The sequence below is a fragment of the Vibrio sp. 10N.261.46.E11 genome, assembly GCF_041472735.1.
Taxonomy (GTDB): Bacteria; Pseudomonadota; Gammaproteobacteria; order Enterobacterales; family Vibrionaceae; genus Vibrio.
Genome location: NZ_JBFRQW010000036.1, coordinates 25969 through 41048, shown reverse-complemented (window position 1 = coordinate 41048; position 15080 = coordinate 25969). Strand labels below are relative to the sequence as shown.

The following is a 15080-nucleotide window of genomic DNA, read 5'->3' as shown; positions in this document are numbered from 1 at the left end:
AAACTTCTGGTGCGGATCATGACGGTTTGAAAGAACTTATTTTATTCACATTAGCTATCGTACTTTTGTTCCTAGGATGGGCTTTTTCTGGTGGTTTTACACCACTTGACATATTAGTACCATTGGCAATCGTGGTTCATTACATCTGGGCTTTTAAATTTAAAAATAACAATCAATGAGACTTAACACACTAATTAAGGGGATATTATGTGGTTTTCAGTAATTATAATTTACTCTGTATTTCTCTATTCTAAATATAGGAAAGGCTATTTCTACTTATCGAAACCCAAAAGGAGTTTACCCAATGACGACTCCATATCAGAAGATGATCGTAGACATTCACTCAATCACACATTATCACTAGGTAATATTTACTATAAAAAGGACTAATAGTTTTAAAGTTCTCTGGGATGACCTACTTGTGACTGAAGCACGCAAAACCAATATTAAAAATTGTAGCTATTACCCACAGATGAAACCCATGCGTTAACGGTCTAGTTATTGAACTAGACCGTTAACAGAGCCATGAATTACATTTTGAAATATATGAGGGCTTGTCTAAAACTCCCCCATTAAGCGTTTGTGATCTGCTCCAGTGAGACTGGACACTAGGCTAAGCGACTTTTTCCATACTTTTGGTTATTGATGATTCACTAATTTAGTAATTTAGTAAAGTCACTGAAACAGAATTGTTCAGTTTTGAGTCACAATGTCAACAGAACGTGTGTACGATTTCATCGTGACTTGTCAGCAAAGTTGTAAGAACAAGTATGAGCTAGTGCAGTTAAAGTATGTGACTTATACGTTGCATTTGCACTCCCATGCAACTAACCCACAACCTTAAGGCTCTTTTTACCACTCATCGACAAGCTTCCTGTAGCAGCTTCTTCAATATGATCACTCCACCACGCCATTAGAACTTTACGACGTTCAAGGTAGTCAGTGCGGTTGTATGCGCTTCTCACCTTATCTCTATCAACATGAGAGAGCGCAGCTTCAATAATATCTGGATCGAAGTTTTGCTCATTTAGAGTGGTACTGGCTAATGCGCGTAAACCGTGAGAAGTTTGCCTGCCCTTCATACCCATTCGTACCAATGCTTTATTTGCTGTCTCTTTATTGATGTGATTGTGGTTGCTTTTGTCTGCTGGGAAAATGTATTCACTTTCACCAGTGATGAGATCAATTGTTTCTAATAGGTCTAAAGTTTGTTTTGTTAAAGGAACAGTGTGTACTCTTCCCTTTTTCATTCGTTCAGCAGGAATGATCCAAAGCATCTTTTCTCTATCAATTTCATCCCAACGTGCCCCGGCCGTTTCAGCTGGTCTTGTCATGGTATGAAGTTGCCATTCTAGCAAGCAGCGAGTGATCGGTTTAATCGACGCATAGCTTATTGTCTTGAGAAGCTCTGGAAGCTCATCAGGAGTTAACGAAGCTTGATTGGTCACCTTAGCTGTTTCAAATGCTTTACCAATGCCAGCAAGCTTGTTGTGTTCAATCACACCCGTGTTCACTGCAAAAGTCATTATCTCATTGAGATTGCGACACAAACGCCCTACTGTTTCTAATTTACCTTGATTCGCAATGGGTTTAATTGTTTTGATCGCTTGAGGAGCTGTTATGTCACCAAGAGGAAACTTACCTAGGTCAGGTAAAAGGTACTTCTCAATGCGTTGCTTTAATTTCTTAGCCGTTTGCTCTTTGACGCTTGTTTTCTTCACTTCAATCCAGTCATCAAATACTGCTTGCAATGTGTTTGCTAGCTCGAGCTGCTTTGTTCTAAGCGTATTATCACGATGCTCTTTAGGATCAATGCCGTCTGCAAGAAGCTCTCTTGCCTCAATCGCTTTAGTTCTTGCTTTGGCTAGGGAGATATCAGGGTACTTACCTAAGGCTAGGTTCAAGCGCTTTCGTGAAATGGGGTGATAATAAGAAAAACGCCATAGTTTTGTTCCTATCGGCTTAATCTTCAATGATAATCCATCACCGTCACCTAAATTATATTCTTTCTCTTTAGGCTTCGCTTGTTTGATTTGAGTTGCCGTTAAAGGCTGTACTTTTTTCGCCATCGTAACCCCCTGAAGTAACCTCGAAATTGCTTAGATCATAAAAGACTACTTCAGAGATTACTTTAAACGGTGGATTTTACAACACATCATAGAATCTCTTGGGACCAATAAATGGCTAAGAGCCTGATAAAACAAGGAATTACAGGCACAAAAAAGCCCACACTAGGTGGGCTCTTTCGTATAATGTGGTGCCCGCTACTGGACTCGAACCAGTGACACCTTGCATGTCATGCAAGTACTCTAACCAACTGAGCTAAGCGGGCAATGCTGTGAAGCTTAACTAACCTCTTTATTAAGTGGCTAACGCTTCAGAACGAGATGGATAATAGCGAGTGATTTGGATCCGTGCAAGGATAAATTTGCACAAAATTGTTCGTTTGCTTTTAAAAACAACAATCAGAATAAAATTTAAACACAAAGCAGATCAATGGCTTGAAGTAGATCACATTTAAGTTCAACTTCGATGATTACAGAGATCAGCACGCTTCGTGTCTTTTCTCCCTTTACTGAGCACTTTGGCGCAAGGTATTAGTTAGAATCTTCGTCCATGTCGAACACGACGTTGTAGTTCTCTGTATAAGTACAGTTAGGTTGACGACTACAAGTAAGGAAACGTCGGCCTTTATAATCGCCATGGCTTGCGAGTTTGATGATCATAGGGCTGCTACATTTCTTACAAAATCGTACTTCTTTAGATGGCTCAATCAAATCAATGTGTGCTGCCAGTAACCTCTTCAAACGGCTCACTTGATAACTGTGCTTAATTGAAGCGCCAATAAGTGGAAGGCCAGCCGATTTACAAACGTGCATCAATAGCTTCTCGCGATCAACCTTTCCTTTATTCAGCTCTTTTCCATTATCCAATTCGATGATTACACGTGGCTCTAACGTTCGCGGGTCGCACACTACAAAGTCAAAATAACTGCGTGAGATTTTGTTGTTCGCAATAAACCAGTTCTTTTTATTGTTCGCCTTAGCGGGGACAACAATGTTAGACATGCTCACTTTAGCAAATACTTCCCCATGGTTACCCACTGCGGATTTGAGTGCGTTATAGAAGGTCGCTTGTTGCGCCGACATTAACGAGCCTTTCTTTTGATAAGCATGATCTTTGGTGTCATCATTTTTTACTAGATAGTTTTGAATAAAGTAAAAGAACACAACCAGAACAATTACAACGATAAAGATATTAGTCATTTTCCAACACAATCACATTTGTATAGGGATTAAGAGAGTGGTTAGCGTATGTAGAAAAGCGTCACGTGGCAAGCAAAAGAAGCAGAGCTGAAAATTGGAATCATGACCTTTGAACGCTTGTTCGTCTGGATCTTGAGTGCCAGCAAGTAGTAAAACGAACTCTTCCCCACCCCATCGAGCCAACACATCGTTTGTTGATAGCACTTGCTCAATACGCTTAGAAACCTTCAATACAACCGACTCATAGGTAGATTAATATCCTGCACATGGGTCGATCCGGGTAGTATTTTTCTCATAAATTAGAATAATCAGATAATTTTCTTGATTTAACTCAGACAATGATTCTGTAAAAAGACGTTATAGTAATTTTCCTGTTCCTGTCTCCGTGACTTCTTTAGAAACAACGGAGCAAAATGAGAATTAACAATGACCCAAATTAATGAACAACGTCTTGTAGAACATTTCTGCGATCTAGTGAAAATTGATAGTGAATCTCGTAACGAAAAAGCGATTGCTGAAGCTTTGGCTGAGCAACTCGGTGAACTGGGTTTTGAAGTTCACAAACTGGCGGTTCCTGAAGAAGTGTCTAACGGTTTCAACATCTACGCTCGTCTAGATGGCACTCTTCCAGGTAGCACAGTGTTCAGCTGCCACATGGACACAGTAACCCCTGGTATCGGCATTGAGCCAATCATCGAAGACGGTATCATCCGTTCAAAAGGCAACACTATTCTAGGTGGCGACGACAAGTCTGGTATCGCAGCTATCATGGAAGCAGTTCGTTGCATCAAAGCTGAAGGCCAAGAGCACAAAACTATCGAGATTGCATTTACAGTATTCGAAGAAGGCGGTCTGTTCGGTTCTTTAAACTTCGATATGTCTTACATTCAGTCTGAGAACGCTATCGTACTTGATACAGGCGGTCCAATTGGCACTATCGTCAATGCGGCTCCGGGTCAGCAGAAAATTGTTGCTAACATCAAAGGTCGCCCTGCTCACGCGGGTTTAGCGCCAGAAGAAGGCATCAGTGCCATTCAAGTTGCGGCAGATGCGATCACTAAGATGAATCTACTTCGTATTGATGAAGAAACGACCGCAAACGTTGGTATTGTTGAAGGCGGTCAAGCAACTAACATCGTAATGCCAGAGCTTAAAGTCGTGGCTGAAGCACGTTCTCTAAACGGTGAAAAACTAACAGCTCAAGTTGAGCACATGATCTCGACATTCCAAGAGAGTGCAAAACAGTTCGGCGCTGAAGTAGAAATCGAATCGACTCGTGCTTACGACGCATTCGTTATCGCAGACGATCATCCGCATATTCTTTCTATCAAATCCGCGTTTGAAAAGCTTGGTGTAACGGCGAATACCAAACGCACAGGTGGCGGTAGTGATGCGAACAACTTCAACGCTAAAGGTCTAACAACGGTTAACCTTTCTACAGGTATGGCGAAAGTTCACACCACTGAAGAATACATTGCAGTGAAAGACATGGTCGCAATCACTGAGTTTGTTGTGGCTTACGTGACTCAATAGTCTTACTGGTTAACTAGCCGGTCTGATTTGTTAACTGCCTTTCTTATTTGTTAACTAGACAATCTTACTCGTTGACGAAATAGAAAATGCCATCTAGTTAACGTCAAAAAGCCGAGTTCACATGTAACGTGTGATTCGGCTTTTTTGTTGTCTGCGTTTAGCCTAAAGCTAGCGTCTACCAGAAGTTTCGTCTAAAAACCCCTGCGCTTCCAAAACTGCCCTTCGTCTTTCGCAACAAGGTCGAATGTCTTATCAGCAATGATGTTTCCTTTTAGCTCGACGGTCATGCGCCACTTACCTAACTTGTTCGAGACAGGAGCCCAGATGGTGTCGCCTAAGTAAAAATCCCAGTCATTGTTGCCGACATGCTCTTCACCATCGAACGGCTCGAGTACTTCACCCGTGTCGGTGGTGATGTTCGGGTGATAGATGCAGTAACGGATTTTTTCACCTTTGGCTTTTTTGATATTCAAGATATAGCCAAATTCCACGTCGATTTCAGCATCAACGGTAGTGGTGAACTCTTGGATTTTTGGAAGATCTTTAGATTTGGAATCCCACGTTGTATAGATGCCGTAAGATGTCATGTCGACCACAACAGAGCGCTTTGCCATTTCAATCGTTACCTTGGAGTTGTTCTATTAAATTAATTCTATTTGCCACTCTGCCAAGCTGGATAAGCACGAGGCTATTCTTGCCAATCTTTTGCCATGCGCTTAATCACCGACGGTTCGATGTCGTGAATAGTGCCATATTGCTCTCGGCACACTTCTATAACTAAATCCGCTTTATATTTGAGTGCGAGTTGGCGGTAGGCTTTCATTTCCCACTGCTTAATAAAAGTATTCGACACTACAACGTCTAACCCCTGCTTCAAGCCGTCTTCTGCAGTGTTCTGACACCACTCATGCGCTTGCTGCAACTGCCTTGGGTCAAAATTATAGTCGTCTTGCTCATTCACGTAATACATATCCGCTTCGACATGCAATGCATCGTAGGTTTTTGCTTTTGTTGACTTGCCCGAACCGGGCAGCCCTCGAATGAGTATTAACTTCATCTGTCACTTTACAGGCTAATTTTAAAACATGATTTTATCTTAAATAGTGACGAATTTCTCTGATAACTGCCGTTGCTCAACATCCGAAAACCGAGTCCTTATACTCGACTCAGATAATCACTGAATACAATGAGACTCCCTCGACGTCGGTGGATGACTTCTGATAGCAAACACAAATAATTTACAACTATCCAGTTTGTATATCGACAAGTGTATCAAACTACTATAAATTTAGATGTATAGACGTCTACATATCCAGCTTAGGGAGAAAGCTTTGCCTATTCGCATTCCAGACCAATTACCAGCATCTGATGTTCTTCGTGAAGAAAACATCTTTATTATGCCGTTATCAAGAGCATCGACACAGGAAATTCGTCCACTTCGAGTCTTGATCCTCAACCTAATGCCGAAGAAGATTGAAACTGAAACTCAATTCTTACGCCTACTGTCCAACAGCCCATTGCAGGTCGATGTAGAGCTGCTGCGTATTGATGACCGTCCAAGCAAGAATACACCAACAGAACACCTTGATAACTTCTATCGCCAATTTGAAATGGTCAAAGGGAGAAACTTTGATGGATTGATCATCACTGGTGCGCCACTTGGCTTGGTTCAATTTGAAGATGTTATCTACTGGGATCATCTAAAAACAATCATGGAATGGGCGAACAAACATGTGACCTCAACCTTGTATGTGTGTTGGGCAGCTCAAGCTGGCTTAAAGCTCTTGTATGATTTACCAAAGCGTACTCGTAAAGATAAGCTTTCTGGGGTTTACAACCACGAGATTCATAACCCGTTCCACCCAATTTTACGAGGCTTCGACGATACCTTCTTGGCACCACACTCTCGCTATGCTGATTTCTCTCAGGAATACTTAGCCGAGCATACCGACCTTGATGTTCTTGCGACTTCTGATGTGGCGGGCGTATACCTTGCGGCAACGAAAGATAAACGAAACGTGTTTGTAACCGGTCACCCTGAATACGACTCGCATACACTTCACAATGAATACATCCGTGATTTAGGTGAAGGCATGGAGCCAGTGATACCAATCAACTACTACCCGAACAACAATCCAGACAACAAGCCTGTAGCAAGTTGGCGTAGTCATGGACACTTATTGTTTTCAAACTGGTTAAACTACTGCGTTTACCAACAAACGCCTTACGATCTGGATCACTTCAGCGAAGACAACTTCACCAAAGACGACTAAGCTCTTTCTTCCGATTCACAAACACATAAAGCGTGTTTCATAGGTTGTTGATAAAACACCAAATGGGACACGGTTTTTTTATGATGTTTGGGTCGCATTCCATAATCTACCTAACACTTAAGTGTGTTCGGTTTTATATCATAGGTTTGTGTTCAAAAGGAGCTGCACATGCCTAACCAGTCGTTATTACCAAAATCCAACCTGTTATCTCATCTCACGCTACTCGCCTCTGTTTCTCTGGTAGGTTGTGTTTCTGTCACCGAAGGGCCACCCAAAATGGCAAGTGATCCCATTGCGATGTCTCAATCACGCATCGAGTTAGGTTTGGGCTACATGGGGCAAGGTAATATGGTCAAGGCACGTGAAAATCTAGAGCTCGCTATCAAACACGCTCCTAGCTATTACCGCGCCCAACTTTCGATGGCACATTATTACGAGCAAGTTGGCGAAGTAGATGAAGCAAGAACCACTTACCGCAAAGCACTCAGTCTAGATTCAAGAAACGGCAATGTATTGAATAACTACGGTACGTTCTTGTGTAAACAAGGCGAATACGAGCAAGCTGATAAATATTTCAATCGCGCTATTGACCAACCCTACTACTACCTTGTCTCTGCAAGCTATGAGAATGCGGCCTTTTGCGCGTTTAAAGCCGGTAATACTGACCAAGCAAAGTACTACTTCACACGTGCTATAGACCACGACCCAAATCGAGCAAAGTCCATATTACAGCTATCAAAGATTGAAGTAAGTGAAGCAGATTATAATGACGCGAGGCTTCGTCTGTTCAAGTTCCACCAGCGCTATGGCTATCAAATTCCGTCGCTTCAAATCTTGGTAGAACTGGAAAACAAAGCCGGAAACAGTGCACTTGAGAAGAAGTACCAAGCAAAATTAGACGAGTTGCTTTCTACTTAGCCTCACTAGACCATAAAAAACGGGCTTGTTGAATGAACAACAAGCCCGTTTTCTTAGTTAAGCTATTAGGTACTTTCGTATTGGAGAGCTATTTAAGTGCAATCCACTCTTGTCTCTGCTCATCATCCATAAAGGTCCATGCAACAAAGCGACTCACCTTTTGCCCTTGGGACATCTCTACCACTTTCACTTGTTTCGCTCTCAGCTTACCCAGCTCTGAACGAACCATATCGACGTTATCTTTCTTAGAAATCAATGTCGTAAACCACAAAACTTGAGTAGCAAAAAGCTGGCTCTCTCTCGCCATTTTCATAATGAAAGCCGCTTCACCACCCGGACACCATAGTTCCGCTTTTTGACCACCAAAGTTTAAGGTTGGCTTGTCTTGCTTAGCTTGCGATTTTTTAGATTCTGGCTTGAATGACTTACCCGCTTTCTTAGCTCGGTTGGCCGCTAGATTATCAAGTTTACGTTGCGACCCTTTTTCCGCTTCTTCTAAAGAACCGTGGAATGGAGGGTTACAAATAGTGACATCGTAACGTTCATTATCCTTAATCACGCCTTTAAAGATGGCTTCAGAGTCTGCTTGCAAGCGCGCTCGGATCTTACCTTTCAGGTTCGCGTTACTTTTTGCAATGAAGTTTGCAGTTTTGATGGATACAGGGTCAACATCTGTACCCGTGCAACGCCATTTGTATTCTGTCGTAGCAATGATTGGGTAGATACAGTTTGCGCCAACACCAATATCCAACGCCTTTACAGAAGGGTGATTATAAGGTTCGCCTTGACCATCGCTGTTAAGGATATCTGCCACTCTGTGAATGTAGTCTGCACGGCCAGGAATTGGCGGGCACAAGTAACCAGCAGGAATATCCCAATGTTTAACGCCATAGTGATGCGCCAGTAAAGCCTTGTTAAGTAGCTTAACCGCCAATGGATCAGAGAAGTTGATCGTATCTTCACCAACAGGATTCTTAATCAGGTGCTCTTTCAACTCAGGTAACGCAGCAACTAATAGTGCGAAGTCGTAGCGACCTGTGTGTTGATTTCTAGGGTGCAATCCGCCCACTGGTTTAGCATTATGCTTGTTACGTTGTGAACCGCCCGTTCGTTTCGAGCCAGAAGGCTTTTGCGAACCGTTCGATCTTTTTGGTGCGCTCTTATTCGAAGTGCCTTTCTTAAACGGTGCTTTACCCGCTCCGCCTTTATTATTGTTTGGTTTACCAGAAACTCGCTTGGATTTATTCTGTCCAGCCGCTTTTGAATCCGCACTGTTACGGTTTTTATCAGAGGCGCTGTTTTTCGACAGGCTTAGCGTCGTTCTATTTTGTGATTGGCTCATTGGGCTACTTCTTTAAATCTAAATACATCATGAATAAACGGGCATCCAATTCAAGTTGGTGATATTCCGGTTCCATGTGACAGCATAGTTGGTAAAAGGCTTTGTCGTGCTCTTTCTCTTTGATGTGCGCCAGTTCATGCACGACCAGCATTCGAAGCAACGGCTCTGGTGCATTTCTAAAGACACTGGCGATACGAATCTCATTCTTCGATTTGATCTTGCCACCGTGATTCTTGGCAACGTAAGAATGAAGGCCTAATGCGTTATTGATTAGGTGTATCTTCCCGTCGTAAATCACTTTGCTGATCGGTGGTGTTTTCTTCATGTAGCGATTTTTAATCTCAATCGCATAATCAAACAGGGTCTTCTCGCTTTTAATTTCATGATTATTTGGATAGCGAGCTTCAAACCACGACACTAATTTACCCGACTCTACAAGTTGAGTTACAGGGTCGATAATGTGCTTAGGATAGCCTTGAATATAGCGTAAAGAAGGATGCATGCTGAAAGACCGTACAAGTTACACCACGACAATATGTTGTGGTCTTTAAAATTGAGCCGCATAGTGTAACTGATCACACTTTTCTAATCACCTAGGATTCGTTACACTTTAGCGAGATTCACCAAGAGCTAGACTCAAAAAGAGATTGTAAAAATGAAACGTGTTGTATTGTACGTCGCAGACAAATGCCCGCACTGTAAAGATGCACAGCGCTATTTGGATTCAAAGAAAATTGTTTACCGCCTAACGAATGCAAAGATGCAGCGTGGCCGTAAAGAGTTGCAAGCGATGGGGGCTCGCTCTATCCCCGTACTGAAAATCGGCGACCAAGTGATGGTCGGCTGGAATCAGAAGAACTTCGATAAGATGTATAACTCTAAGAACACTTAACGTGCAGACTTATATTTCTACAAACAAAGCCCGAATGTCCAACCAAGGATCTGCGGGCTTTGTTTTATCTACTTCATCTTGCTTAATCACACATACTGCTTTACAAAATCAATAAAGGTTCTGTCTGCCTTCGACAAATATCCTTCCTTTCTCCAAGCCAAAGAGAGATTAAGTTTTACAGGGTCTTTAAATGGCACCCCCACGACGTCTTCTTCGTATTCTGTGACCAAACTCAGCAGCGCAGTAATGGCAAATTCTCGCTTCACGATAGATAAAATCATCGGTAGCAAGTTCGTCTCGAATGCGATGGTCATATCGAGATTGTATTTCTTACAAGTCGCATCAATAAAGTCTCGGTGGAAGTAACCCGACTTGAACATGATCAGCTCTTGAGCGAAAAACTCTTCAAAGGTAATGGATGGTTGCGATGCTAATGGATGTTCTTTACCAACAACAGCTAGCATCTCAGAACTCAACAAGTGGTCGGTTTCGAGATCATCTGGCACATTTTCATGATTGATTACCCCAATATCGAGTTCACCGTTTAAAAGCATCTCGCGTATCGAAGCTGTACCCGCATCGATCAGAGTCAACTTGAGGTTTGGGTATTGGCTTTTAAATGCCATCACAACTTGCGGGAAAAAGTAGCTACCCATCATGCTTGGAGCGCCTAATCGCACTTCTCCTTTATCTAACCCCTTTAACTCGTTCATCGCAAGTTGTGCATCATCAAACTGTTGGGCTATGCGCTTCGCATGCTCAAACAACACCTTTCCTTCTTCGGTTAAGGTGACGGATTTATCTCCGCGACGAAATAGAATCAACTCAAGTGTCTGCTCTAGTTTTTTAATGGAGATACTCAATGCAGGCTGTGCGATATGCAGCGCTTTGGCCGCCTGCGTAAAGTTACCAAACTGAGCTACAGCTAGAAAATGTCGAAGGGGTTTTGACTCAAGCATGTCGATATATTAATTATATAGAGGTGATATTTTTAATATATTTCTTTAATCACCACTGTGCTGATAACTTGTTCACAAATAGCTTAATTACTCGCACAGGCGCTACGTAAATGTTTGATAAAGGCAGCTCTCAATACAAACGAATCACCCAATCATTGGCGATTGGTTCGTTTATCATTTTCTGTAACCTCTACCTTTTTCAACCTATCTTGCCCCACATGGCTGAGCACTTCCAAGTATCGGAAACTCAAATCAACTGGCTGTTTGCCGCGACAACACTCGGACTTTCTATCAGCTTGGTACCTTGGGCTATCGCTTCTGAAACCTTTGGCAGAAAACCCATCATTCTGTTGAGCTTATTTACTATCCCGCTAATAGGCCTAAGCATGGTGTTCACGACTACCTTGCTGCAACTGGTTATTGCCCGCGCATTCATGGGCATCGCTGTCGCGGCGTTCGCTGGTGTAGCGGTTGCTTATATGGTCGAAGAGTTAACACCCAAAGCCTTTGCTGTCGCGATTGGTGGCTACATTGCGGCCAACTCTTTAGGTGGTATCTTCGGACGTGTATTAGGCGGCTTGATTACGGATTATTTTGACTGGCATGCAACCGTTCTATTTTTCGTTGTCGGCTCTTTGTTTGGCGCACTCTATATTGCGTATAGTCTGCCTGACCAACAAAACTTCAAACCTCAGAGAGGGTTGTTTTTTCATCATAACCGCTCGGTTGTGATGCACTTAAGAAACCGTACCTTGTGGCTCGCGATGTTGATTGGTGGCGCTAACTTCGCGCTATTCGTTAACCTATATTCTGTAATGGGCTTTAGGCTTGTATCTACGCCTCACTCAGTGCCCGTTGGTTTGGCTTCGCTGATATTCCTGTGTTACTTGGCCGGTACGGTAACCTCTAAGCTCTCCAACAAATGGACACTTCGCTTTGATCCGTTAAACGGTATATTGATCGGCGTGTGTATCAGCTTAATTGGTATGTTGGTTTCTGCCGTCGACAAAGTCCCGTTCATGTTAGCCGGGTTGTTATTGATCAGTGGCGGAGCCTTCTTCGCCCATACCCTAGCCTACTCTTGGGTGAGTCAAAAAGCGCCGAGCGCTAAAGCAACGGCAACCGCACTTTACTTAGTCCATTACTACATTGGCGGGAGCTTAGGTGGTTTCTTACTCTTATATTGCTGGCAGTTGTTCGGTTGGAATGGTGTTATCGCCGGTGGGTCTATCTTTTATGTCGCGATATTTGCATGGGTCTATCAGTTGAAACAGCTTCGAGTCTCAGCCTCTAAACTTGCACAAGCTTAAGTGGGATGGATTTTGTAACTCAATTATTGCTTTTGATTAACGTCCGTTCTGATATCCTACGCAAAATTTCATTTCGGAACCTGTTATGTCGAACACTCAAAGCTCAGATCTTCAAACCATTCACGACCAAGTAAAACAGTGGTTAGACGATGTCGTTATTGGCCTAAACCTGTGTCCATTCGCAGCTAAGCCACAACGTAATAAACAGATTAAGATCTTTGTGAGTGAAGCGACAACGGAAGAAGCGTTACTAGAAGACATCATGACGCATTTCGTAGAGTTAGATAACACACCAGTCGCGGAATTAGAGACGACTTTGGTGGTTGTACCTAACATGCTGCAAGATTTTTTCGACTACAACATGTTCATTGATTGGATTGAAGCGCTGATCAAGCAAGAAGATTGGGAAGGTGTTTACCAAGTTGCAACCTTCCACCCAGGCTATTGCTTTGGTGGTGCAGATCCAGAAGACGATGAAAACCTAACCAACCGCTCTCCGTATCCGGTTTATCATTTAATTCGTGAAGCGAGTATGGAAAAGGTGCTGAAGCACTACCCTAACCCTGAAGCGATTCCTGATACCAACATCGCAAGAGTTGAGTCGTTAACACCTGAAGAACGCCGTAAATTATTCCCTTACCTGTTCAGTTAATCGCTAACATTCTGGCTCATATTCCTGAGCGCTCTTGATGATATGGACGAGATATAAACTGATCTCGTCCATTTTGTTTAGCAATGTACAGGCATTCATCGGCAACTTTAATTAGCGAGTCTAACGCCGACATTCTTTCCCCTTTGCTATCTCCAGTACTCAACTCAAAATGACACGCACCTATTGATATGGTAACTGGCTTTCTATCCAGCGTGATTTTCTTCACCTCTTGCAGAAGAGTCATGAACTTATCTTCAACACTGCTTGGGGTTTCGTTTGGATACCAAAGAATGAACTCTTCACCACCAAAGCGAGCTACAAACTCTCCATCTTGAATACTATTACGAAGAATGTTTGCCACTTTCTTTAACACAACATCACCCATTTGGTGACCATAAGTATCATTAACCTGTTTAAAGAAATCGATGTCGACAACAGCCAAAGAGCCCTTTCCTAAAGATCCTTTTAACTGCTCTACTTCTGTATTCAACGTTTTGAATAAGCAACGTCGATTCGGCAAGTGTGTAAGAGGATCGTACAAAGCTTGATATTCAAGTTTTTCATTTAACTCTGTCAGTTTACGTTCTTGCTGTCTTCTCACGAGTTCCACTTCAATCCATGACGCCATTAACCGCATAACGTCGATATCGAACTCTTTAAACTCTCGATGATAGGGAGCTGGGCTTGAAAAGTTTAAGGTGCCATAAAGCTCATCATTAACGAAAATTGGGATACCAATGTAAGACTCTAGCCCAAAAGATTGGTAGGCAGGATGTGTCGCATACTTGTCATGTTTACCGCAATGTTCAATACAAATAGGGCCAACAGATTTGCACGTAATCTCACAATAGGTTGAACTATAGTCGAAGATATCGCCACTATTGAGCTCAACCCCTTCCGGTGTGACAGAGTGTTCAACTAAGTAAGTATTACCATCAATTTTCGACAAAATACCAATGTCTAAATTAAAACGTTCAAGCCCCATGATAAGCAGCTGAGCGATCTGAATATCGAACCCTTTTCGGTAATCATTGGTGATTTGATACAAACGACGTATAACAACTTCACTTTCATTAGCTTGGTGCATAACTGTGATCCTACGACGGAGAACTGATTGGCAATATTACGTAATGGCTTACTGTAATTTATATAATAATCAATTAGTTTTATGCAAGATACCTCATTAAACCAATGAATAAAAGTCGACTTCTTCGACTTTGCGTTAGCACCCTATTCCCAGCTTTGATAAAATGCAGCATTAACGAAAAAAAATGGATAGGAAAATGAACCTTTCTCAACTAAGCCAAGAAATCTACGATCACCTTTATCGCGATATTGAAGAGTTCCGTAGTACTTTTGATCTGCCTGTTGCAGCTCCTGACACAATGGACGAAAAAGGCGATACGCTACATACCTCGCTAGCGATAGAAGAACTAACAGAACTTGCAGAAGCTGACTCTAAAATCGAACAAGCGGACGCTATTGTAGACAGCGTTTATGTTTTGATGGGACGTCTGGTTCACCTTGGCCAAGCTAAGGTTGAAGACAACCTAGCAATTAGCTACCTGATCGACCTGCTATTGAATGTTTCTAAAAACCGCTCAATTGACTTTCTGCCTTGCTGGGACGAAGTTCACTCAAGCAACATGAGCAAAGTGTGCCGTAACGAAACAGAATACGCAGAAACGGAAGCATTCTATGCTGAGCAAAACATCAAGCTGATGGCTGTTCAAAAAGGCGAATACATCATTGCTAAGTGTGCGGAAGATTTCGTATCTGAAGGTAAGACAGTTCGCCAAGGTAAAGTACTAAAATCAGTACACTACCGCCCTGCGAACCTTGAGCCTCTTACAGCTTAAGTAAAATTAAAACTGAAGCGCTTCAAAGCATCAGTTGACTGAAATAGAAAACGCCACGTTATTGTAACGTGGCGTT

The 15080-nt window shown here is 42.5% G+C and carries 15 protein-coding genes, 1 tRNA gene and 1 pseudogene; 7 read left to right on the top strand and 10 right to left on the bottom strand.

The window, feature by feature from the left end; translation table 11 throughout:
• Nucleotides 1–827: 827 nt before the first annotated feature.
• From AB4407_RS12055 to AB4407_RS12040, 4 genes and pseudogenes are all read right to left on the bottom strand, one after another.
• On the bottom strand, nt 828–2069 hold the full coding sequence (locus AB4407_RS12055) for an integrase domain-containing protein (RefSeq protein WP_372120715.1): 1242 nt from the start codon (nt 2067–2069) through the stop codon (nt 828–830).
• A 186-nt stretch (nt 2070–2255) separates the two neighbouring features.
• Nucleotides 2256–2332 (bottom strand) — tRNA-Val (locus tag AB4407_RS12050).
• Between the two features lie 265 nt (nt 2333–2597).
• Nucleotides 2598–3266, bottom strand: coding sequence for a DUF2726 domain-containing protein (locus AB4407_RS12045; protein ID WP_372120714.1), 669 nt, complete (start codon nt 3264–3266; stop codon nt 2598–2600).
• A 117-nt stretch (nt 3267–3383) separates the two neighbouring features.
• A pseudogene (locus tag AB4407_RS12040) lies at nt 3384–3494 on the bottom strand (diguanylate cyclase domain-containing protein); the annotation flags it as partial.
• Between the two features lie 198 nt (nt 3495–3692).
• Here AB4407_RS12040 and AB4407_RS12035 point away from each other — a divergent pair.
• Entirely contained in the window at nt 3693–4799 is a 1107-nt protein-coding gene (locus AB4407_RS12035) for a M20/M25/M40 family metallo-hydrolase (protein WP_372120713.1), read from the top strand.
• A gap of 191 nt (nt 4800–4990) precedes the next feature.
• On the opposite strand, the gene AB4407_RS12030 is transcribed toward AB4407_RS12035, so the two are convergent.
• Together AB4407_RS12030 and AB4407_RS12025 are read right to left on the bottom strand one after the other, a co-directional pair.
• Complete coding sequence (locus AB4407_RS12030; protein ID WP_012604104.1) at nt 4991–5413, bottom strand: DUF3859 domain-containing protein; 423 nt, start codon at nt 5411–5413, stop codon at nt 4991–4993.
• A 74-nt stretch (nt 5414–5487) separates the two neighbouring features.
• A complete protein-coding gene (locus tag AB4407_RS12025; RefSeq protein WP_372120712.1) occupies nt 5488–5856 on the bottom strand; it encodes an ATP-binding protein in 369 nt (122 codons plus the stop codon).
• Nucleotides 5857–6130: 274 nt separating this feature from the next.
• Between AB4407_RS12025 and metA the strand changes: the two genes are divergently transcribed.
• Together metA and pilW are read left to right on the top strand one after the other, a co-directional pair.
• The gene (gene metA, locus AB4407_RS12020) at nt 6131–7072 is read left to right on the top strand and encodes a homoserine O-succinyltransferase (RefSeq protein WP_372120711.1); all 942 of its coding nucleotides are present in this window, start codon (nt 6131–6133) and stop codon (nt 7070–7072) included.
• Nucleotides 7073–7240: 168 nt separating this feature from the next.
• Nucleotides 7241–7990 carry a type IV pilus biogenesis/stability protein PilW gene (pilW, locus tag AB4407_RS12015; protein ID WP_372120710.1) on the top strand — a complete coding sequence of 250 codons (750 nt, stop codon included), beginning with the start codon at nt 7241–7243 and terminating at the stop codon, nt 7988–7990.
• Nucleotides 7991–8078: 88 nt separating this feature from the next.
• Here the strand turns inward: pilW and rlmF are convergent, their stop codons facing one another.
• Together rlmF and AB4407_RS12005 are read right to left on the bottom strand one after the other, a co-directional pair.
• Entirely contained in the window at nt 8079–9332 is a 1254-nt protein-coding gene (gene rlmF, locus AB4407_RS12010) for a 23S rRNA (adenine(1618)-N(6))-methyltransferase RlmF (protein WP_372120709.1), read from the bottom strand.
• A gap of 4 nt (nt 9333–9336) precedes the next feature.
• Nucleotides 9337–9834, bottom strand: a complete 498-nt coding sequence (locus AB4407_RS12005; protein ID WP_372120708.1) for a YgjP-like metallopeptidase domain-containing protein — start codon at nt 9832–9834, stop codon at nt 9337–9339.
• Between the two features lie 153 nt (nt 9835–9987).
• Here AB4407_RS12005 and AB4407_RS12000 point away from each other — a divergent pair, with 153 nt between their 5' ends.
• Entirely contained in the window at nt 9988–10224 is a 237-nt protein-coding gene (locus AB4407_RS12000; protein WP_016786183.1) for a glutaredoxin family protein, read from the top strand.
• A gap of 86 nt (nt 10225–10310) precedes the next feature.
• Here AB4407_RS12000 and AB4407_RS11995 read toward each other — a convergent pair whose 3' ends face one another.
• On the bottom strand, nt 10311–11183 hold the full coding sequence (locus AB4407_RS11995) for a LysR family transcriptional regulator (RefSeq protein ID WP_372120707.1): 873 nt from the start codon (nt 11181–11183) through the stop codon (nt 10311–10313).
• Between the two features lie 110 nt (nt 11184–11293).
• On the opposite strand from AB4407_RS11995, the gene AB4407_RS11990 reads away from it, so the two are divergent.
• Together AB4407_RS11990 and AB4407_RS11985 are read left to right on the top strand one after the other, a co-directional pair.
• A complete protein-coding gene (locus AB4407_RS11990) occupies nt 11294–12493 on the top strand; it encodes an MFS transporter (protein WP_372120706.1) in 1200 nt (399 codons plus the stop codon).
• A gap of 85 nt (nt 12494–12578) precedes the next feature.
• The gene (locus tag AB4407_RS11985; RefSeq protein ID WP_372120705.1) at nt 12579–13145 is read left to right on the top strand and encodes a DUF1415 domain-containing protein; all 567 of its coding nucleotides are present in this window, start codon (nt 12579–12581) and stop codon (nt 13143–13145) included.
• A 16-nt stretch (nt 13146–13161) separates the two neighbouring features.
• Here the strand turns inward: AB4407_RS11985 and AB4407_RS11980 are convergent, their stop codons facing one another.
• Entirely contained in the window at nt 13162–14232 is a 1071-nt protein-coding gene (locus tag AB4407_RS11980) for a diguanylate cyclase domain-containing protein (protein ID WP_372120704.1), read from the bottom strand.
• A 196-nt stretch (nt 14233–14428) separates the two neighbouring features.
• Between AB4407_RS11980 and AB4407_RS11975 the strand changes: the two genes are divergently transcribed.
• Nucleotides 14429–15004 (top strand): nucleoside triphosphate pyrophosphohydrolase family protein, encoded by a 576-nt coding sequence (locus AB4407_RS11975; RefSeq protein ID WP_372120703.1) that lies wholly within the window; start codon nt 14429–14431, stop codon nt 15002–15004.
• The last annotated feature ends 76 nt before the right edge of the window (nt 15005–15080 follow it).